Here is a 21,518-nt window from a genome sequence, read left to right as displayed (position 1 = left end):
TATGGGTCCGGTCGGCTTTTGCTCTAATAACAGCACATTAACAACGGCGTAAAGCCCTATTCGAGGTGCCATCATGACCATGCACATCACCAGTGCCCCCTGCTGCTGGGGCGTGGACGACGTCAACAATCCCCACCTGCCGCCCTGGCAAAGGGTACTGGGCGAGGCGGCCCAGGCCGGCTACCGGGGCATCGAGCTCGGTCCCTACGGCTACCTGCCGCTGGATATCGATCTGGTCGGCACGGCGCTCGAGGCCAACGGCCTGAGCGTGGTGGCGGGCACCATCTTCGACGATCTGGTGGACCCGGCCAACCTCGACAACCTGCTCCGCCAGACCCGTGACATCTGCGACCTGCTCACCCGCTTGGCCCGGTTGCCCAAGGCGCCGGGCCAGCGCTTCGCCGCCCCCTACCTGGTGCTGATCGACCATGTACACGCCGAGCGCAGCCTGGTGGCCGGCCACCCGGAGCGTGCGCCCCGGCTCTCGCCCGAGCGCTGGCGGCAGGCCATGGCGCACATCGAGGCCATTGCCACCCTGGCCCGGGACAGGTACGGGGTGCGGGCGGTGATCCATCCCCACGCGGGCGGCTATATCGAATTCGAGGACGAAATCGAGCAACTGGTTGCCGATATCCCCGCCGAGGTGGCCGGCCTGTGCCTGGACACCGGCCACCTCTACTACTCGAAGATGGATCCGGTGAGCTGGCTGCGGCGCTACGCCGGGCGCATCGACTACCTGCATTTCAAGGACATAGACCCCGAGGTGTACGCCGAGGTGATGGCGGAGCCGGTGGACTTTTTCGCCGCCTGCGCCCGGGGCGTGATGTGCCCCATCGGCCGGGGCGTGCTGGACTACGACGCCATCCACGCCCTGCTCAAGGAGCTGGACTACCAGGGCTATATCACGGTGGAGCAGGAGCGGGATCCGCGCAACGCCGCCGGCAGCCTGCAGGATGTGGCCGCCAGCCTGGCCTTTCTGCAAAGCAAGGGGTTTTAGGGCAGACGACTGATTGAACCTAATTAAGGAGAAACCGCAATGATTTATGGAGAACGCAAGGTCAAGGCACCCATCCGCTGGGCCATGGTGGGTGGCGGCAAGGGCAGCCAGATTGGCTATATCCACCGCTCGGCGGCGCTGCGCGACCACAGCTTCCAACTGGTGGCCGGCGCCTTCGACCTCGACCCCGAACGGGGCCGGGAATTCGGCGCCGGCCTGCAGGTGGCGCCCGAGCGCTGCTATGCCGACTACCAGACCCTGTTCGCCGCAGAGGCCAAACGGGAAGACGGCATCCAGGCGGTGTCCATCGCCACCCCCAACGGCACCCACTTCGCCATCAGCAAGGCGGCGCTGGAAGCCGGCCTGCACGTGGTGTGCGAAAAACCCCTGTGCTTTACCCTGGCCGAGGCCGAGGAGCTGCGCGCCCTGGCCGAGCGCCGGCAGCGCATGCTGTGCGTGACCTACGGCTATGCCGGCCACCAGATGATCACCCAGGCCAGGGCCATGATCGCCAACGGCGAGCTGGGCGAGATCCGCATGGTGCACATGCAGTTCGCCCACGGCTTCCACAGCGAGGCGGTGGAGCAGGGGAACCCCAGCACCCGGTGGCGGGTGGATCCCCGTTACGCCGGGCCCAGTTATGTGCTGGGGGATCTGGCCACCCATCCGCTCTATCTGTCCGAAGTGATGCTGCCACAGCTGAAGATTGAAAAGCTGCTGTGCGCCCGCCAGAGCTTCGTGCAGAGCCGGGCACCGCTCGAGGACAACGCCTATGTGCTGATGCAGTACAGCGGCGGGGTGATGGGGCACCTCTGGGCCAGCGCGGTCAACGCCGGCTCCATGCACGGCCAGAAGATCCGGGTGATCGGTTCCCGGGCCAGCCTGGAGTGGTGGGACGAGCAGCCCAACCAGCTGCGTTTTGAAATCCAGGGCGAGCCGGCGCGCATCCTGGAGCGGGGCATGGGCTACCTCTACCCCGAGGCGCGGGAGGACGATCGCATCGGCGGCGGCCATCCCGAGGGCTTGTTCGAATCCTGGTCCAACCTCTACTACCGTTTCGCCCTGGCGATGGAAGCCTGCGACGCGGGCGAGCACGACCGGGTGAAGGCCCTGCACATCCCCGGCATCGAGGCCGGGGTGGCAGGGGTGCGCTGGGTGGAAAACTGCGTGCGCTCGGCGGATCTGGGCGCGGTGTGGGTGGATTACCGCTGAGGGGCGGGCTTGCGCCGCGCGCTCCCCGGGGACAAGATAAGCGGGTGTGCCCACCAGGAGAGACGGCGTGATACAGCATTTTGTCAGCGGCAAACGCCGGGGCCGGCTGGAGCAGGAGCAGCCGGCCGAGCTGATGTACCTCTGCCTGGCCGACGCCGGCGATACCCGGTTGCCCCGGGCCATGCACCGGCACGACGACCGGGTGGAGATCGTCTTTATTCGCGAGGGCAGCGGTACCCATATCATCGACGGCCGCGCCTACAGTACCGGGCGGGGCGATCTGCTGATCTACAACGGCGGTGTGCTGCACGACGAGTCCGCCAACCCCAATGAGGGCATGAGCGTCTATTGCTGCGCCTTCACCAACCTCAAGCTCAAAGGCCTGCCCAAAAACACCCTGAGCCGCGGCCGGGTGCGGATCCCCACCGGCGAGCGCCATGGGGAATTCGACAGCCTGTTCGGGCTCTTGCATGCCCAGATCCGTTCCGAGCACAAGCTCAGCCTGGCCTGCTGCGATCACCTGCTGCAGGCGCTGCTGCTGATGGTGTCCAGCCTGATCGACGAGCAGGACGCGGAGGAGGCGGAAGCCCGCTATGAGCTGGGCGAAAGCGTCAAGCGCTATATCGACCGGCACTACCAGGACGAGCTGGATCTGGGCCGGCTGTCCGAGGCGCTCAACATCAGCCCTTATTACCTCGCCCACCGCTTCAGGCAGAGCGTGGGCTGCTCGCCCATCCAGTACCTGATCCGCCGGCGCATCGGCGAGGCCCAGACTTTGCTTATCAACACCGGGCTCAGCGTCACCGACATCGCGCTGATAGTGGGCTACGACAACCCCAACTACTTCAACACCGCCTTCCGGAAGGTGGTGGGCATCCCCCCCGGCCGGTACCGCCGGCAATACCTGGAATAGCTCTGCCGCGCGCCGGCTCCGTGCCAGCCTGCTCCAAACCGGCCCGCGCCGGCCGACGAAGTTAACGAATTGTGTCGCCAGTCACAGTTCCGCCAAAGAGCGCTTGGATTTTTAAATTCACAATTTCACCAAACGAAATAAATGTTTTATCATCACTTCCAGCAGAATCAGTCATTCACCAACCAGGGGGAGCGGATGTCCAAGTTATTATCCAAGCGCCGGCAACCGGACAGCCAGGGCGCCATCCAGCGCATCACGCCGGAATCGGCCGGCTGGGGCTATGTGGGCTTCGAGGTGTATGAACTGGACGCCGGCCAGAGCCTGAGCCAGGACACCCTGGACCGGGAAGTCTGCCTGGTGCTGGTGGCGGGCAAGGCCAGCGTACGCACCCGCGAGCTCAGCCTCGATGCCATCGGCGAGCGGATGAGCCCCTTCGAGCGCAAGAAGCCCTACGCCGTCTACGTGCCCAACGACGATCATTTCACCGTCACCGCCGACACTAAAGTAGAGCTGGCGGTATGCAAGGCGCCGGGTTTTGGCAACCACCCGGCGCGGCTGATCGGCCCCGACAGCATCGATGCCGAGCACCGCGGCAAGGGCCACAACCAGCGCTATGTGCACAACATCCTGCCCGACACCGCCGAGGCGGACAGCCTGCTGGTGGTGGAGGTGTTCACCGACGAGGGCTGCACCAGCTCCTACCCGTCCCACAAGCACGACCGGGATGCCGAGCCGGGCGAAACCTACCTGGAAGAAACCTATTACCACCGCTTCGATCCGCCCCAGGGCTTTGCCCTGCAGCGGGTCTATACCGACGATTTCGAGCTGGACGAGTGCATGGCGCCCTACAACCAGGACGTGGTGCAGGTGCCGAAAGGCTACCACCCGGTGGCCACCATCGCCGGCTACGACAACTACTACCTGAACGTGATGGCCGGGCCCACCCGCAAGTGGCGCTTTACCTGGGAGGCCGATCACGCCTGGGTGAATTCCGATAACTATCCCAAAAGCAAGTAACCCAAGAACAAGCAAGCCAACACAAGCACAAGGAGAGGGTAAATGATTAAGGTGGCATTGATTGGCGCCGGCCGCATCGGCCAGGTGCATTCGGCGAATATCGTGGCGCACCCCGAGAGCCGGCTGGTGGCCATCGTGGATGCGTTCCCGGAAGCGGCCCTGAGCCTGTCCGAGAAAACCGGCGCGCCGGTGAAGACCCTGGAAGAGGTGATGGCGGACCCGGGCATCGACGCCGTGGTCATCGGCTCGGCCACCGACACCCACGCCGATTTTATCGAGCTGGCGGCCCGCAGCGGCAAGGCCATCTTCTGCGAAAAGCCGGTGGATTTGAGCCTTGCGCGGGTGCAGGCCTGCCTCAAGGTGGTGGAGGAGTGCCGGGTGCCGCTGCTGGTGGGCTTCAACCGCCGTTTCGATCCCAACTTTGCCGCCGTGCGCAACCGCTACCAGCAAGGCCAGATCGGCAAGGCCGAGTCGGTGCTGATCGTGTCCCGGGATCCGTCGCCGCCCCCGGTGTCCTACATCCAGCGCTCCGGCGGCCTGTTCCGCGACATGACCATCCACGACTTCGACATGGCCTGCTACCTGGTGGACGAGCCGGTGGTGGCGGTGACCGCCCGCGGCAGCTGCGTGGTGGACCCGGCCATCGGTGAGGCCGGCGATATCGACACCGCCGTGGTCACCCTGGAGTTCGCCTCCGGCGCCCTGGGCACCATCGTCAACACCCGCCGCTCCGGCTTCGGCTACGACCAGCGCATCGAGCTCCTGGGCGCCGAGGGCATGCTCAGGGCCGAAAACCAGCTGGAAAACACCGTGCTGCTGGCCAACGAGCAGGGCACCGCGGTGGCCAACCCCCAATACTTCTTCCTGGAGCGCTATCATGCCGCCTACAAGGCCGAGTGGGCCCACTTCGTGGACGTGGCCCTGGGCCGGGCCCAATGCCTGAGCGGCGGCAAGGAAGGCGAGCAGGCACTGCGCCTGGCCGACGCGGCGGTGGAGTCCTGGACCACCGGCAAGACGGTCCGCCTGTAAGGCCAGGGGCCGCGCCATGCCACCGCTGTGCCGGCCCTGTCCGTAGGCTCAATGTCAGTCGACCAAAAAACGGCGGCGGGGTTGGGTTACCCACATGTAGGGTCGACTTCAGTCGACCAAAATACGGCGCCGGGACCTGGGCTGGTCCCATGCAGGGGCGACTTCAGCCGACCAAACCATGGTTCCGGGCTTGGGGTGGCCCACTGAAGTGGGCCTGCCATGGTCTTGGCGCGGGTTGCGCCGCTGAGGTGGGACCTTATCAAGTCTGTTTTTGTTTCTCGATGGGTTTCAGATCTTTTGGGTCTGAGTTTTGCGCCTGCTCCTTGAGCAGGCGCTTTTTTATATCCCCTGTTGCCACTGCTGCTCGCCGGTGGCGAGGGCCTGGGCAAGGGTATCGATGCTGGCATCGGGCAGGGTCTCGGGCAGCAGGTCGGCGCCGGCGCTGACAAAGAGCTGGGCATAGGCGTTGCGCAGGTCGGCGTAGGCCAGATCGCGGCGCAGCTTGGCCTGCAGGTTGTTCAGCTCACCCTGGATCAGTTCCAGCTCACCGATGGCCTGGGCCTGGTGACGGTTGCGCAGCTGTATCACAATTTGCTCGTCCAGTCCGGCCAGCTCCTGGCTGGTGGCGAACTGACGCCGGGCCTCGTTGAAGTTGGCATTGGCCACATAAAGCTGGGCCAGCACGGCCATCGACATGGCCTGGCGCTTGGCGGTGGCCACCTGTTCACCGGCCTTGGCCGCTTTGATGGCGGCCGGGCCCGAGAGCACATTGAACAGGTTCCAGGTGATCTTGACGCCATAATCGGCCCAACTGTTGTTGGAGAGGAAGTCGTTGCTGTCATAGTGACCGCCGGCGGAGAACTCCAGCCCCGGCAGCAGCCGCAACATGGCCTTGCGGGTTTCGGTGGCGCTGATCCGGCTCTGGTAGTCCTGCTCGCGCAGCTCGGGGCGGCTGGCCAGGGCATCCTGTTCCAGTTGGTGCAACGGCACCGCAACCTCGGGCACCTCATAGTGGCCGGTATCGGCCAGGGTAAAGTTGCTGTCGAGCGGCAGGTTGATGAGGGCCGCCAGCCTGGTCTTGGCCAGCGACAAGGCCCGACGCTGTTCCTCCAACCGGCGGGTGGCTTCAATCAGGGAACGCTGGTAGCTCAGGTTTTGCACCATATCGCCCAGCTTCTGCTGCTGCAGCCGGCTGCTGTCCTGGCGGGCCTGAGCCACCCGGGCCAGCAACTGGTCTATCTGTTGCAGCAGGCGCTCGGCGGCCACCGCCTGCCAGTAGGCGGAGCGTACGTCCTGGGTAATGGTATGCAACACCTTGCGCCGGCGCTCCTGCATGATCAGTCGCTGATCGGCCTGTTGTTTGGCACTGAGGTAGCCCACCCCAAAGTCGAGTACGTTCCAGACCATGTTCAGGTCGGCTACCTGGCGGTGTTGCTCCTGCGAGGTGGAGGGCTCGAGCGACTGGGTGCCGGTTTCGATACTTTCACTGCTGGACGCACTGACATTGCTGCGGCCCACATAGCCGGCCTGGGCGGTAATGCGCGGCAGCAGGTCGAAGTTGGCCAGGTCGAGCTGGCGTTCGGCCATGGCTTCTTCCATCAGTTTCAGGCGGGCTTCCAGGTTGTATTTGACCGCCCGTGCCATGGCCTGATGCAGGGTGAGCGGGCCTGGCAGCGGCTCCTGGTCCTTGAACATGAGCACCATATCCTGCTCGGCCCGCTGCAGGCTGGCCTGGCGATCGATGGGCTGGCTGGTAACGGCGCAGCCGCTGATGAGCAGGGCGAGGATGCTGATGCTGAGCTGTTTTTTGTAGGCCATGGATGTGACGGCTCCCTTGTCTTTGCGCATAATTGATTGGTTTTCCCTAAAATATTGCGATGGTTCAGGCATGTTGCTGCTCCGCCAACTGGGCGAGTGCCCGGGCCAGTTGTTGTTGTTGCCGTTGTTCCTGTTCGTTCCATTGTTGCAGCTGTGCAGTCAGGCTAGGCACAGCACTGTCCAGGCCGCGCTGGGCCAGGCCACCGTCCAGGTTGTCGCCCAGACCGGAGCCGAATACGTCACCAAAGCCACCGCCCGGCCCGCCACTCAAACCTCCGCCCAGTCCACCACCCAGGCCATAGCCTCCACCGGAAAGGCTGCCGAAGCCGCCGCTGAACAGGCTGCCGATGGTCGAGCTGTTGCCGGGAACGTCGCTGCTCACCAGGGTTGAACCACTGAACACCTGGCTGAGATAGCTGGGGGCCGAGCTGTTGGCGGAAAGGAAAATATTGCCCAGGGGCGTGATGCCGCTGCTGGTTGGTTCACTTAAGAGCGAGCTGTTGGCGGCCAGCGGTTGAGGAGCGAATAAGTCGAGTAGTCCGGTTATCAGCCGTGTCGGCTCTGGAGTTGGCTGCTGGGTACCTTGTTCAACGCGAAATTCTGGGTCACCACCGGTCGTCAGCCTGGTGTAGCTATCGCCAGTCGCACCTTTGTTCAGGGGGTTGCCGGCATTATCCACCAACTGGTTGTCGGCGGTGAGTTGCAGGCTCAGGGTGCCTTCACCGGTAATGTTACCGATGATAACGCGATACTGGCTGCCGCCTAAGGCATTAATCTTGGTGATAGTGGCGGTCAGGTTGCCGGTGGTACTCAATGTGAAATGGCCAAGCTCGACCCCATTGACGGTTTCGCTGAATTCAACGAGATAGCTGACAGAGTCGCCACCGATGATAGCAGGGCCCTCTCGGATGATAGTGGCGGTGGGTAATACGGAGTCTATGTGCACCATGGTCGTATCGCCCACGGCATTCAGCGTGGTATTGGCATCGTTGCCAATGGCATCCCGGAGATGGCCGCCGTTGCTGTCGATGGTACTGCCAAGGCTGATGCCATCGAGGTCGAGCTGGCCGTTGCCCACCTGGGCTCGGAACACCAGCGCCATGGTGCCCGAGCCGCTCAGATAATTGGCATAGAGGGTGCCGCCGGTATCGAGGGTAATGGCGATACGCGGGGTGCCGCCGGCGGTGTCGACCAGCACCGCCTCGTCGAAGTTGACGGTGAAGTCCAGATTCTCTCCGGCGACATAGGTGCCGTTGGCCGGGACGCTGACCGATCCCACCGTGGGTGCCACGCCATCGATAAGGATATCGTGCTGGCCGGCGATGGAGTCGGCGCTGCCGAGGGCCGGCAGGGTGAGAATTGCATCGTCGCTGGTGGCGCTGCGGATGGTGGCGCCGTTCAGTGTCAGCGCGCCGGTGGAGTGATAGTCGAGATCGGCGCTGAGATCGCCGGCTTGTACCGTGTAGCTGAAGCTCAGGGTGTTGCTGCCGGAGCCGGAGACATAGCTGGCCTCACGGTCGACGCTGCCGGTCTCCAGCAGCAGCGTGGGCGTGCCGCCGGCGGTGTTGACGGTCACCACCTGGTCGAAGGCGACCGTCACGGTGATGACGTCACCGACCTTGTAGCCACCGTCCGGGTTGGTCACCTGCACGCCGGTGACCTTGGGATTCAGGCTGTTGACGGTGATGGCGATGGTGTCGTCGTCGCTCAGGCTGCCGCCAGAACCGCTATTGCCCAGATCGTTGCTGACGATCTGCAAGGACGCCGGGCCGTTGTAGCCTCCGGTCGGGGAGAAGGCCAGGCCGTTCAGCGCCAGGTTGATATCGGCCAGCGTGCCCTCGAAGGTCATGGTCGCGTCGGCGGTGCCGCTACCATTGATAAAGGACAGGCCCGTGGTGCCGCCCAGGGTAAGCAGGCCATTGCTGGCGGTAAGGGTGACGCGCACGCTGCCGCTGCCCGCGTCCACATCGCTGACGGAGATCGGGTTGCCATTGCCGCTGGAAAACACCAGCACGCTGTCCTGATCGACCGACTGCGCGCCCGGCACGCTGTTCACCGGCGCATCGTTGACCGCCGTGACCACCAGGGTGACCGTGGTGCTGTCGCTCTGGGCACCGCCGCTGCCGGTATTGCCGCCGTCGTCGATCTCCACCGAGAGCACCACGTTGCCGGTGGCGTTCAGCGCAGTCAGGAAGTTGACCTGGCTGGCGGCGATAAAGGCATTGAGGTCGGCGAGACTGCCGGTGAGGGTCAGGCTGCCGGTGCCCGAACCGGCCACCGTCACCCCGCTGCCGCTGGTGGCGGACAGGCTGCCGCTGCCGACGCTGAAGGTGGCCGTCACCGAGCCGCTGCCGGCGTCCACGTCGATGAAGCTGATGCCGGTCAGGGCGGTGCTGACATCCTCATCGACGTTGATGGATACCGGCGCGGAGATTACCGGCGCATCGTTGACCGCGGTGACCTGCAGCGTGATGGTCTCGCTGGCGGTCTGCGCGCCGCCGCTGCCGGTATTGCCGCCGTCATCGATGCCAACGGTCAGGGTCACGTCCGCCGTGGCGTTGGCGGCGGTGGTGAAGCTGACATTGCTGCCGGCGATAAAGGTATTGATGTTGGCGATACTGCCGGTCAGGGTCAGCGCGCTGCTGGTTCCCCCCACCATAACGCCCCCTCCGCTGATAGCGGCCAGGCTGCCGCTACCCACCGAGAACGTCACCGTGACCGAACTGGAGCCTGCATCCACGTCGCTGAAGCTGATGCCGGTCAGCGCGGTCGCGACGTCTTCGGTCACGCCGATCGAGCCGGGTGCCGTCACGACCGGCGCGTCGTTGACGGCGGTGACGCTGACCTGCTTGGTCGCCGCATTGCTGTCGGCATCGCCATCGTTGACGGTGAAACTGATGGTGCGATTGGCGGTGCTGGGCGCATCCGAGCGGTTGCTGTAGGTGACGCTGCGCAGCGCGGCCTGCCACTCGGCCAGGGTGGCGCTGGCGCCGGCCGAGGTCAGGGTCAGCACGCCGGTGGCGGCGTTGTAGCTGGCGCTGATGTTACCCATGGTGCTGCCGTCGTTGGTGAACGCGAGCAGGTCCTGGCCAGTGGCAAAGTTGCCGGTGATGGCGACAGTGGCACTGGCGAAGGTGATGTTGTCCACATCGCTCAGCGTCAGGCCGGCGTCGATCACCGTGGCGCTGCCGTTTTCCGTGAAGGCGTTGCTGCCGCCGGACGTGGTGACCACGGGCGCGTCGTTCACCGGGGTGACGGTGACGCTGATGGCGCCATCGGCCGGGCCGGTGCCGGCGGCGTCGCGAATGTGGGTAGTGATGGTGAAGTTCTTGTCGTTGTCGGCCGAGGGGGTCAGGGCGACGGCGGCCAGCGCGGCGTTCACATCCGCCACCGAGCCGGTGACCGCCCACACGCCGGTGCCGGCGTTGTAGGTGGAGGTGGCCGAGCCGAAGGTGCCGGTGGAGAGCGTACCGGCCGCCGGATCGGAGAGGGTCAGCGCGGCGGTGATGGTGTCTCCGGTATCCGGGTCGGTCACCACGATATCGTCCAGCGCCACCGCGCCGCCGCCTTCGGTGGCGGCCTTGCTCTGGGTGAGGTTGGTCGCGGTCGGGGCATCGTTCACCGGCGTGACATCCAGGGTGATGGTGCCATCGGCAGGGCCGGTATTGGCTGCGTCGCGAACACGGGTGGTGATGGTGACGTCCTGATCCCAGTTCGCCGTCGGGTTGAACGCGACTGCAGCCAGCGCAGCATTCACATCACTTACCGAACCGGTGACAGTCCATACACCAGTACCACCATTGTAGGTGGAGGTCGCAGAGCCAAAGGTGCCGGTGGTCAATGCACCCGCCGCCGGATTGCTCAAAGACAAGGTGGCGGTGATGCTGTCGCTCCCATCGGGATCCGTGACCACAATGTCGCCAAGTGCCACGCTGCCGCCCGGGTCTTCGGTATAAGCGACTGTCTGGGTCAGGTTGGTGGCAGTGGGCGCACTGTTCGGGTTGTAGGTCGAATTGATGGTGCCGGTACCCGACAGATTTTCCCCGCTGGCGCCTGCCGAACCTGCACTATTACCGTTCACGGCGTTGGAGCCGCCGGCTCCACCGGCGCCGAAGTTCTGATTATCGGTACCGGTCAAATCGACCGTGGAACTCTGGTAGTTGAGGGTGCCGAGTACATAGATGCCGCCCACGCCGAAGCCGCCATCTGCGGCGTTAACGGATTTGCTCGATCCCGCCCCGCCGCCACCGGCCGCCAGGTTGTCGGTCACGGTCGTGGCGGCCATGTTCACAGTGGCGCCGGCCGCGATATGCAGGGCACCCACGGCATTGCCGCCCCGGCCTACCAAGGGAGCTTCAGAAGCGCCGGCGCCGCCACCGCCGCCACCGATGCTGGTGCCACCGGTACCGGCCATTCCGCCGTTGCCGCCCGCAGAGTAGCCAACGTCCTGTGAGCCACCCGCACCGCCGACGGTGCTGCCACCTTTACCCGCCTGATAACGATAACCATACTCAATGGGGTTGTAGCCGCCGATACCGCCAACACCGCCGCCGCCAACGCCTCCTAGATAAAGACCATTAGCACCACCGTTACCGCCGCCAATACCGCTGAAACCACCACCACCGCCGCCGCCATAACCATAACCGATGCCGCCGCCGTTACCGCCGCCGCCGGCCGCCCGGTTGCCGGTAATGGCCACGCCGGATAAGGTCAGCGTGCCGCCGCTCGCCCGAATGCCGGCCCCCAGGGCATCGCCGCCGTTCACGCTGTTGTAGGCGCCGCCGTTACCACTGACGAGACCGTCGCGCACGGTGAGGTTGGAGATGCTGACGTCGCCGGAACGAATCTCGAGCACGCGACCGTAGTAGTTCGCATCGAGGGAGAAGCCGCCGCCGACGATCTCCAGGGTCTGGCCGTCGGTAATGTTGATATCGACAAAGGTACGCTGCCCGTCGGAGCCGACAAGCATGTCGTCGGTGCCGGTCGCGCTGATATTGCCGAGGAAGGTGATGGTGTCCGCTTGGCCGTTGCTCGCCGAGGTGGAGAGCGCCGTGCGCAGCTCGCCGATGGTGCTGACCGAGAAGGTGGCGAGCTGGTAATCGTAGCCCTGCAGGTCGTAGGTGTTCAGCGCATGGCTGGTGGCGATCTGGCCGGTACTGATTTCCAGCTCCCAGTTGCCGCCGCCCAGGGTGCCGCCGGTGCTGTCGGTGGACGCTGCCACATCGGCGCCGGTCAGGCCGGCCAGGCCGTTAAGGAACGCCAGACCCTTGTCGCCGGCGCCGACATCGCAGCCGTAGAGTAGGATATCACCCTCGGCGGTCAGCGCCGAACCGATGGCCGCCAGTTGGCCGGCGTAGGCGTCGAGGTTGCCGCCGTGCAGCGGCGCGTTGCCCAGCAACAGCACGCCCTGGTCGCCATGGGAGAGGATATGGATGGCATCGATGCCGGAGCGTCCGGCCAGCGTATCGGCGATCTGCTGCACGCCGTCGTGCCGGCTGTCGAGCAGTATCACTTCGGCGGCGGGGTCGACCGAGCGCAGCAGCTCCTGGTAGTCCGGCAAGCGGGTGTCGACAAAGACCACTTCCTTGCGCGGGCCGTCGCCGACGGCCTGGGGAGCCGGGCGGGTGTCCGACAGAGAGGCTTCCTGGCTATCGCCGGCTGGCGCCTTGTCCTGGGGCACAGTGTCGACCGTATCGGCCACCGTAGCGGCCACCGCGCCGTCGAACAGCATCCGCGGCTCCAGCGCGCGCATCAGCGAAGCTTGCCCCTGTGCCGCAGCCTCGCCGCGGGTCTTGCCGGTCGTTTCCGTGCGGGAAGTTCCGCCCTTGATCCACCACATCGTCGTTCTCCTTGCCACGTTCGCGCAATTGCATCGGCATTGCCGGCCATCACACCGGCATACTGGTTTGGGTTCCATTGGGTTGAGGCGATCCCGCCTCTTTGGCCCTGATCACATTGGCGGCGCTGTGCCGGGCACTGCGCCAGAAATCGAGGTTGGCGTACTGCTCGAACAGATCCGGCGGCAAAATGGTCGTCCGCGGCTCCAGGGCGACCCTGGGCTTGACCTTGTGCAGTCCGGCCAGGCCCAGTGCCTGATCGAAGGCGGGGGCATCGTAATGCAGGTGCTCTACATCATGTTCGAAGTAGGGCTCGCCGATAAAATCATAGATAAGCCGCAACACTTTCTCCGGGGCCTGGGCCAGCAGGTCGTACTCCACCAGCAGCAGCGATTTGGCATGTTCGCCGTAATAGGCTTCCTTGAGTGCCGCCCAGGCGAACCCCACCAGACGATTGCGCTGGGCCAGGGTATCGACCCGGCTGTATACGGTGTTGCGTTCGGTTTCATCGCTGAACAGCTTGGTGTTTTCGAACGGATTGGCCCGGTAGCGACGTTCGATACTGTCCATCACCCAGGCCACATTGCGCACACAGGCGATCACCCTGGCGTCGGGAAACAGCTCCATCAGGGCCGGCAGCTTGCTGCACCAGAGGCGGTTGGTATCGAAAATCACCGGCGAGCCGCCCAGCTCGGCGTAGTAGTTGTAAAACAGCCCCTGCAGCAGCCGTTTACGCTGCGCCTGGGTAATGACGGGGCCGAACTCGCTGCCGGCGCCGAACTGGTTAAGCATGGAGGAAAACAGGCTGCCCACCGGACTGGTCATGCCCGCGTGGAAACGCGGATTCTGCTGCAGCAGGGCGGCCAGCAGGGTGGAGCCCGAGCGGGGCAGGCCGGAAATAAAATGAAAGGCGGGGTGGGAGTTCAAGCCGTTTTTCCTCCTTGAATAAACCATGGCATGGCCGGCCAGGCCGACCATGCGCAATCACCTCAGGCGCGGGTGGGGTAGATCCCCTGCAGCGCAATGATGTAGTTCGAGCCCAGGTAAGGGTTGCGGATATTCACCGGCTGGCTGCTTCCGGCCATCCCTACCTGCTCGGGGGACATGGCGACGGGATTGCTCAGGCTGTTGGACCAGATGGTGGCGCTGCCCTGACCCCCGCCCGACGCACCCAGCACGTTATTGGCCGGCGTGGGGGCATTCACGGGTTCCGATACGCTGCCGGCGACGGAAATGGTATGGCTATGCGCCGGCATCTGGGCGTTGGTCAGGGTCACGGTTTCCTGTCCCGATTTTTGCCCCAGATTGACCGGGTTCAGGCCCGGGCCGGTGCCCATGCCGACCGGGCTACGGCCGCGCAGATCGGGCAGGGCAAAGGTGGTGCTGCCGTTGCCGCCGTAGCTGTATCCCAACAGGGAAAACAGTGCCTGGTTCTGGTTGACCGGCAATTCCCGGCCATCGCAAAAGGCCCATCCTTCGGGTTCGAAGTTAAAGGCGACCAGGCGGATTTCTCCGATAAAAGGGTCCATTTGATTGCTCCTTGCTGTGGATAAAGGGTGATGGAACATCGGATCAAGCTTGCCATATGAAGATGACGGCTTGGTCATTCGGCTGTCAGGTGTGGCTCTCCTGCCGTGACAGGGCCCGGTACAGCCGACCGGTGGGAGGACTTGCCGGTGGCGAGGACGGCATGCGGCACATGGCGTGATAGTGCCCCTCGCTGCCGGTGATGCCGAAGCCCAGTCTTTGGTACCAATGGAACACCGTATCGTCGCGGTTGGCATGGAGCCGGATGGGTAAACCTTGCCGATCGGCCGTGGCCAGCAATTCCGTAAGCAGGAGCCGGCCTATGCCCCGCCCGCGGTAGGCCGGCAGCAGGCTGATGTCTATCAGGTGGAAATGCTCGGGGGTATGCCGCAGATAGAAGCGTCCCACGGGGTTCTCCTGGCAATGCACCAGCCAGAAATGCGCCTGCGGAAATTGGGTTTGGTAATGATGGTGCTGCCGTTGGAACTGCTGTTCGAGGAAAGCCCCGGCAACGGCCGGAAGCAGGCCGGCCGCCGCGACCTCATCGGCGCGGGTGCTGGCGTACAGCTGTTGGAGAAAGGGGAGATCCCCGCGAGAGATCGAAACAAGCTCGATCGTGCTGTCCTTGAACATGGTGTGTTGCATCCGTGCATTGGCCAATGTTACGCATTTGGCTCTGATTCATTATTCGCCTACTTTAGTCCATTCCCGCCAGGTTGTCACCTGCGGCAAAAATATTCGCTATGGATAAGGGCGGATAAAACAGGGCGATGAGCCTCGGCGATCAGAACCCGCTTTCGCGCACCCCGATGGCGGCAACACGTCGCCAAACGGAGCTCGCCCAGGACTCGCTCCGGCCATCGATCACCACCACCCCGCGCTGAGGCTGCCGCAGGGGGGGGAGAGTATCGTCCGGGCGCAGGCGCACGGCATAGTGGGCCCCCTGGGGTTCGGCCCGGCCCTGGCGGTTGCGGTGCACGGCGATGGGGCCGCCCCGGTCGGAGGCCAGCGCTTCCTGCTGCAGGAAGTTGGCGCCCACGGTATCTATCTGCTCCAGGGTCACCGCCAGCGCCGGGCGGGACGGGTCGTCGGCGATAAAGCGGCCCTGCATGCCGGCTTCCAGCCGCCACAGCCGGGTTTCCGCAAGATAACCGCGCAGGCGGGCACCGGGCGCCACCAGGGTACCGAGACGCAACCCGGAAGCCAGCCAGCGCCCGGGTTCGAGATCGGGCGGCATATCATGCAGGGTCCCGTCCAGGGGTGCGCGCAGCTGCAGCCGTTGCCGCTGGGCCTGCAGGCCGCGATATTCCGCCAGCGCCTGGGCCAGTTGCTGCTCCAGCACACTGCTGTCGGCGGCGGTGTCGGCCAGGGCGGAACGGCGCTGCAACTGGCGCTGCAGCAGGTCGACTTCCCGGCGGGCCAGCTGCAGCTGGTAGTCGAGGTCCGGCGAGCTCAGCTCCAGCAGCAGATCGCCGGCCTTGACCTGCTGGCCGTTGTGCGCCAGTACCGCCTTTACCCGGGCCGGAAAGGGGGCATGCAGGGCGCTGCTGGCGGCGGCTTCCAGCATGGCCGGCATGCTGACCTGGCTACGCCAGGGATACAGCAGCAGGGCCAGCCCGGCCAGCAGCAGGCCCGCCACCAGCAGGCCGCGCACCGGCCGGGCCTGCCGCCGTCGGCGCCACCATTCTCCCAGCTCGCGCAGTACCGGCAGGGCGATAAACCAGGCCAGCTCCACCACCATCAGTATGATGCCCAACAGCTTGAAGAACAGGTGGTATACCGCCAGCGCGATGCCGAGAAACAGCAGCGCGCGCCACAACCAGGCGGCATAGCCCCACCCCAGCATGCGCTTCTGCAGCCGGGGGGGCAGGGGTTCGGGTGCTGCCTCGCCATAACCGAACAGGGCCTCGCGCAGGCGCCAGCGGCACAGGGCGAAGGCCCGTTGCTGCAGGTTGTCCACGCCCCACAGGTCGCTCAGCAGGAAATAACCATCGAAGCGCAGGAAGGGGTTGAGGTTGACCACCAGGGTGGTGATCCAGGTGGCACTGGCCAGCAGGAAGGCGGCGGTGCGCAGCGGGCCGTCGGGCAACAGCGACCAGGCCAGCAGGGCCAGGGCGGCCAGCAACAGCTCGGCCAGCATGCCGCCGGCACCGATCAGCAGCCGGCTGCCCTTGTGGTTGACCCGCCAGGCGTCGCTGACGTCGGTGTAGAACAACGGAAACAGCACCATGAACGCCAGCCCCATGCTCTGCACCCGGCAACCGGCGCGCTTGGCCATATAGGCATGGCCCAGTTCATGGCAGAACTTGGCGAACACCAGTGCCACCGCGAAGGCGGCCATGCCGCCCAGGCTGAACAGGTGCGGAAAGGTGGACACGAAGCGGGACCAGTCCCGGCTGACCAGAAAGATGCCGAGCAGCAGCACCAGCGGTAGCCCCAGGCGCAGCAGCCAGCCGCCATGGCGGGCCAGCCAGGGCCAGGTGCGGTTGAGGAAGGGATCGGGGCGCCACAGCGGAATGCGAAAAAACAGGTATTGGTGCAGTACCCGGCTCCACAGGCTGCGCCGCTGGGCCGCCGCCTTGGCCGTATAGCTGCCGCGCTGTTCCGGATCGGTGGCGGCCACCAGATCGTGGCTGCGCAGAAAATACAGCAGTTGCTCCAGATCGCCGCCCTGCAGTGGCAGGCCCGGCTCGCGATTGGCGGCGGCCAGCACCAGCTCGGCCCGGCCCAGGGACCAGTGGCGCAGCAGGCGCATGGCGCCGGCACCCAGGTGAAAATAGCGGCCGCGTACCGGATCGGCCAGGGTCCAGCGCGGCGAACCGTCATGCTCGGGGCTGGCCGTCGACAACTGCAAATCGGGGCGCAGGGAGGGCAGCATCATAGGCCGGCCGCCTGGCGCAACGCCGCCAGCGGCCGGCGCAGCAGATAGAGCCCCAACGGCACCCGCTCGCCATGGAGCTTGGCGGTGCCGCGCACGCCCAGGCGCGGCGGCTGGCCGGCAAAGCGGGCATCCAGCCGGTAGGCGAGCTGGCCGGCGTCGGTCAGTTGCGCCTCGTAGGCGGAATGGGCCAGCACCGCCGGATGGCGGTTGAGCGGATCGCTGTCGGGAAAGAGTACGACCTCGGCCCGGGCAGGCAAATCGATGGCGTCGCCCACCGCCAGATCCACCCGCAGCCTCGCCTGGGCAGGATCGGCAATGACCATCAGGTGTTCGCCGGTGCTGATCGGCTTGCCCAGCCAGCGCTCCGGATCGGCAAATACGGCGATGCCGTCGCGCTGGGCTCGGACCTGGCTGCGGGCCAGCAGATCCCGGGCGTACTCGAGTTCCACCTGTTTTTGCTCGGCACGGGCTGCCAGCAGCTCCAGCCGGGATCCCGACTCTGCATCGGCAAAGGCGCGCTGGGCGTTGGCCCGGTATTCGGCCCGGGCCACCGCCAGGGTGCGCTCGGCCACGTCGACCCGAGCCTGCAGGCTGGTATCGTCGAAGGTGAACAACAGATCGCCGGCGGCCACCGGCTGGTTGGGCTGCACCAGGAACTCGGTGATCACGCCGTCCAGCGGAGCGGCCACCACCTGGCCATTGAGCGGTATCACCTCCGCCGGCGCCAGCACCGACTGGCGTACCGGGACCAGCATGGCCGCCAGCACGGCGGTCGCGGCCACCAGCAGCCAGGGCCGCCGGCGGCGGCGATGGCGGGCCCTGGGTTGCAGCGCCAACCAGGCATGGGCGTAGCAATGGCCGAGTTGTTGCAACAGCGTCTGCTCGGCCGGTGTCCAGGGCTGCTCGCGGGCCAGCCAGAGCCCGCCGAATGACCGTTGCTGCGAGTCGAGCAGGGGCAGCCAGAACGCATGGGGTGCCGACAACTGCTGCCAGTCGGCCCGACTCTGCTCGTTGAGCCGGGCCGGATCCACCACCTGGGGCTGGTTATCCCGGGCCGTTTTCTGCAACTGGGCCAGGGCCTGCTCCACAAAGGCCACGAAGGGGGCATGGGGATCGACCACGCTGATGCCGGTGACGGCCCGGACCTTGCCGTTGAGCAGCAGGGCGGCATGGCGAAAGCCGAACAGGGCCTGGCCGTCGTTGACCAGGCTGTAGGCCAGCTGTTCGGTATCCCCGGCGTCGCGGGCCTGCTGCTCCAGGGTCAGGAAACGGGCGAAGACCTGCTCGGCCTGAATGCCGACAGCAGCGTTCATGGCTGCTCCGCGAAACGGGCGGTGCCGCTCATGCCGGCGAGCAGGTCGTCGGGGGCATCGCTGATGGCGCCGATCAACAGCAGGGTCTGGCTGCCTTCATCGATGCGGGCACCCAGGCGGCTGATGCGGGCCTCGAGGGGGATGCCGGTTTCATCCGGAACAAAGGTGAATGGCTGGCCCGGTGCCAGTTGGTTCAGGCGGCGGGAAGGCACCAGTATGTGCAGCTCCAGGGCCTTGTTGTCCACGATGTCCAGCAAGGGGGTACCGGCAGTCACGCTTTCAAAAGGCTGCACCTTGCGGGATACCACCTGGCCGCTGAAGGGGGCCTTGAGCTGGCAGCGCTCCACCTGTACCTGGAAGACCCGGGCTTCGGCCTGGGCCTGGGCGAGCCTGGCCTGGGCCAGGGATACGGCATAACGGCCCACGGAATTGAGTTCGGCCAACTGGCGATTGTGGTTGAGTTCTTCGGTGGCGGCCCGGGCGGCGGCATTGGCCGCATCCAGCTGGGCGCGGTAGGCGCTGCAGTCGAAACGCACCAGCACCTCGCCCTGCTCGAAGGCCTCGCCTTCGGCATGGCCGATGTCGGTAATGCGGCCGGCCTGCTCGGCCGAGAGTACCGCCTGATGGGCTGAGCGGATCACCCCCCGGGCTTCACTGCCGGCGGGAGGGGGGGATAGTGTCAGCAGATCGTCCTGGGCGTGCAGCAGGCCGGGCAGCAAAAGTAGAAACAGGAATGGTATCTTCACCTTGGGGCATCCTTGCTGTGACTGGGGTGGCTGCGTTTGAGTTCGATTGTAGCGGTTGACGTCCTCGGCTGAAAGCGTTTAGCGCTGTTACCCCGGTCCGGTGTCTCTACGATGTCATTCCCGGTTTGAGCCTGCGCTTTTTTTGTTGCCGCCGGTCCAGCATGCTTTTCACCGCCATCGCCAGCAGCACCATGGCGCCGCCCAGCAGGCCCTGATCGCTGGGGCGCTCGCTCAAAAACAACCACACCAGCAGGGTGCCGAAGACGGTTTCCAGCAACAGCAGCAGGCTCACTTCCGCCGAGGGCAGGTACAAGGGCCCCTGCTGGATCAGGGTGAAGCCCGCCGGCATCAACACCAGGCAAAGCAACAGCAGCCAGCCCAGGTTGGCGGCGTCGGGCAGCATCACCTCGCCGCTCCAGGCCAGGGCCAGCAGGGCGGTACCCAGGCCGCCCAGGGTCAGCATGGGGCTCATGTCCACCCCGGGCCGGCTGCGCGCCAGGGTCAGGTTGCCGGCCAGCCCGACGGCCGCCATCAGTGCCAGGGCGTTGCCGAGCAGGGAGCCCTCGCCGGCATCGTCGAGCACGATAAGGGAAATCCCCGCCAGGCAGGCGCCGATGGCCAGCCAGGTGCGCAGGGGCAGGCGTTCGTGCAGGAACAGGCGGCTGAGCAGGGCGGCGATCAGCGGGGCCGAGGCCAGGATCACCAGCACGTTGCCGGCACTGGTGAAATGGTTGCCGAGCACAAAGCCCAGGGTGCTGACCGTGAACAGCAGGGCACAGCCCAGTCCCGCCCGGCCGCAGGCCAGGTAGGCACGAAACCAGTGGCGGCGGTAGCGGGCCACCACGATAAGCCAGAACCCCAGCACGTTGAGCAGCCCGCGCCATAGCACCAGCTGATCGGCGGGGATGCTGATGATGCGCAGCAACAGGGCGTCGGGGGAGATGATCAGCACCCCCAGGGCGGTGAGCAGCAGTCCTTTCTGGTGGTGATCCATAACCTGGAGTCATTAGTGGCCGGCAAAGCAGCGATGCTACCCAAGCCGGCGGGGAATGGCCAGCGCCGCGCTGCTGTCCCGCACCACCAGCTCCGGGGCCAGGGTCAGTACCCGGCGCGGGCTGTCCGGCGCCCGGATGCGGGCCAGCAGGGTGTCCACCGCCAGAGCGCCCAGGCCGGCCTTGGGCTGCTCTATGCTGGTGAGCGCCGGCACCAGGTAGCGGGCCAGTTCTATATTGTCGTAGCCCACCAGGGACATGTCTTGTGGCACTTTCAGCCCGGCATCGGCCAGGGCGCGCAGGGCGCCCACCGCCATCATGTCGTTGCCCACGAACACCGCCGTGGGGCGTTCGGATCTTTCCAGCAGCCGGGCCATGGCCGCCTTGCCGCCGGCCAGTTCGAAGTCGCCCTCGGCAATCCACTCGGGGCGCACTTCGAGGCTGGCCTGTTCCATGGCGGCCCGAAAGCCCGCCAGCCGTTCCTCCGCCGCCCGTTTGCCCATGGGGCCGGTGATGCAGCCGATATGGCGGTGGCCGAGGCTGATCAGGTGTTCGGTGGCGAGCCGTCCGCCCTGCTGGCCCGAGTCCTGGATCAGGTCCGCCTCCAGATCCATGGGGCCCCAGTCCGCCAGCACCAGGGGTACGCTGGGGTATCGGTCGAACACATTTTCCCCCAGGTGGGCCTGGGTGCACATGACGATGACGCCGTCCACCCGCTTTTGCAGCAGCATCTCCATGCTGGCGTTGAGCCGGGCCTTGTCGCCCTGGGTGTTGCACAGCACCAGGCTGTAGCCGAGCTCGAAGCAGCGCTGCTCCACCCCCTGTACCACCTCGGCGAAGAAGGGGTTGGTGCTGGAGGTGACCAGCATGCCCAGGGTGCGGGTCTGGTTGACCTTGAGGCTGCGTGCCAGCGCCGAGGGAGCATAGTGGAGCGCCTCTATGGCTGACTCCACCCGTTCGGTGATCTCGGGGCTGACGAAGCGGGTCTTGTTCAGCACATGGCTGACGGTGGAGGTGGATACCCTGGCGAGCTTCGCCACGTCCTTGATGGTGGCCATCAATGCTGCTCCAGCAGGGCCTCGATCTCGGCCCTGAAGGGCACCGAGGTCTGGGCGCCGGGGCGGGTTACGGAGATGGCCGCCGCCGCCTGGGCGAAGCGCTGCATGCCAAGGGCATCGACACCGTTATCATCACCCTGGGGGCGCGCGGGGTCTGGGTGAGCGAAAGGGGGCCGGG

At 65.6% G+C, this 21,518-nt stretch carries 15 protein-coding genes; 5 read left to right on the top strand and 10 right to left on the bottom strand.

What is annotated here, in order from left to right; genetic code table 11:
* Positions 1-73: 73 nt before the first annotated feature.
* The 5 genes from CGX12_RS00075 to iolG all read left to right on the top strand — a co-directional run bounded on the left by CGX12_RS00075 (position 74) and on the right by iolG (position 5,168).
* Entirely contained in the window at positions 74-997 is a 924-nt protein-coding gene (locus CGX12_RS00075; RefSeq protein ID WP_094037860.1) for a TIM barrel protein, read from the top strand.
* Positions 998-1,036: 39 nt separating this feature from the next.
* Positions 1,037-2,209: a Gfo/Idh/MocA family protein gene (locus CGX12_RS00070; RefSeq protein ID WP_094037859.1), complete on the top strand. Its 1,173-nt coding sequence runs from the start codon at positions 1,037-1,039 to the stop codon at positions 2,207-2,209.
* Between the two features lie 67 nt (positions 2,210-2,276).
* Complete coding sequence (locus CGX12_RS00065) at positions 2,277-3,122, top strand: helix-turn-helix transcriptional regulator (protein ID WP_094037858.1); 846 nt, start codon at positions 2,277-2,279, stop codon at positions 3,120-3,122.
* A 195-nt stretch (positions 3,123-3,317) separates the two neighbouring features.
* Entirely contained in the window at positions 3,318-4,139 is an 822-nt protein-coding gene (gene iolB, locus CGX12_RS00060) for a 5-deoxy-glucuronate isomerase (RefSeq protein WP_094037955.1), read from the top strand.
* Between the two features lie 42 nt (positions 4,140-4,181).
* The gene (gene iolG, locus CGX12_RS00055; protein ID WP_094037857.1) at positions 4,182-5,168 is read left to right on the top strand and encodes an inositol 2-dehydrogenase; all 987 of its coding nucleotides are present in this window, start codon (positions 4,182-4,184) and stop codon (positions 5,166-5,168) included.
* Between the two features lie 339 nt (positions 5,169-5,507).
* Here the strand turns inward: iolG and CGX12_RS00050 are convergent, their stop codons facing one another.
* The 10 genes from CGX12_RS00050 to CGX12_RS00005 all read right to left on the bottom strand — a co-directional run bounded on the left by CGX12_RS00050 (position 5,508) and on the right by CGX12_RS00005 (position 21,340).
* Positions 5,508-6,986: a TolC family protein gene (locus CGX12_RS00050; RefSeq protein WP_094037856.1), complete on the bottom strand. Its 1,479-nt coding sequence runs from the start codon at positions 6,984-6,986 to the stop codon at positions 5,508-5,510.
* A gap of 64 nt (positions 6,987-7,050) precedes the next feature.
* Positions 7,051-12,825: a DUF4347 domain-containing protein gene (locus CGX12_RS00045; protein ID WP_176441952.1), complete on the bottom strand. Its 5,775-nt coding sequence runs from the start codon at positions 12,823-12,825 to the stop codon at positions 7,051-7,053.
* 49 nt (positions 12,826-12,874) lie between these two features.
* Positions 12,875-13,750, bottom strand: a complete 876-nt coding sequence (locus tag CGX12_RS00040) for a sulfotransferase family protein (protein WP_217898094.1) — start codon at positions 13,748-13,750, stop codon at positions 12,875-12,877.
* 62 nt (positions 13,751-13,812) lie between these two features.
* On the bottom strand, positions 13,813-14,352 hold the full coding sequence (locus CGX12_RS00035; RefSeq protein ID WP_094037854.1) for a phage tail protein: 540 nt from the start codon (positions 14,350-14,352) through the stop codon (positions 13,813-13,815).
* Between the two features lie 85 nt (positions 14,353-14,437).
* A complete protein-coding gene (locus CGX12_RS00030) occupies positions 14,438-14,983 on the bottom strand; it encodes a GNAT family N-acetyltransferase (RefSeq protein ID WP_176441951.1) in 546 nt (181 codons plus the stop codon).
* Positions 14,984-15,134: 151 nt separating this feature from the next.
* Positions 15,135-17,231 carry an efflux RND transporter periplasmic adaptor subunit gene (locus CGX12_RS00025; RefSeq protein WP_176441949.1) on the bottom strand — a complete coding sequence of 699 codons (2,097 nt, stop codon included), beginning with the start codon at positions 17,229-17,231 and terminating at the stop codon, positions 15,135-15,137.
* Entirely contained in the window at positions 17,228-18,544 is a 1,317-nt protein-coding gene (locus tag CGX12_RS00020; protein ID WP_094037852.1) for an efflux RND transporter periplasmic adaptor subunit, read from the bottom strand. Before CGX12_RS00020 ends, CGX12_RS00025 begins: the two co-directional genes overlap by 4 nt.
* Positions 18,541-19,290: an efflux RND transporter periplasmic adaptor subunit gene (locus tag CGX12_RS00015; protein ID WP_094037851.1), complete on the bottom strand. Its 750-nt coding sequence runs from the start codon at positions 19,288-19,290 to the stop codon at positions 18,541-18,543. Before CGX12_RS00015 ends, CGX12_RS00020 begins: the two co-directional genes overlap by 4 nt.
* A gap of 106 nt (positions 19,291-19,396) precedes the next feature.
* Positions 19,397-20,284 carry a DMT family transporter gene (locus CGX12_RS00010; RefSeq protein ID WP_094037850.1) on the bottom strand — a complete coding sequence of 296 codons (888 nt, stop codon included), beginning with the start codon at positions 20,282-20,284 and terminating at the stop codon, positions 19,397-19,399.
* Positions 20,285-20,320: 36 nt separating this feature from the next.
* Positions 20,321-21,340, bottom strand: a complete 1,020-nt coding sequence (locus tag CGX12_RS00005; protein ID WP_094037849.1) for a substrate-binding domain-containing protein — start codon at positions 21,338-21,340, stop codon at positions 20,321-20,323.
* Positions 21,341-21,518: the final 178 nt, after the last annotated feature.

It is taken from the genome of Zobellella denitrificans (genome assembly GCF_002237365.1).
GTDB lineage: Bacteria > Pseudomonadota > Gammaproteobacteria > Enterobacterales > Aeromonadaceae > Oceanimonas > Oceanimonas denitrificans.
Note: the sequence above shows the minus strand (reverse complement) of the source record. Positions and strands in the feature narration are given on the sequence as shown.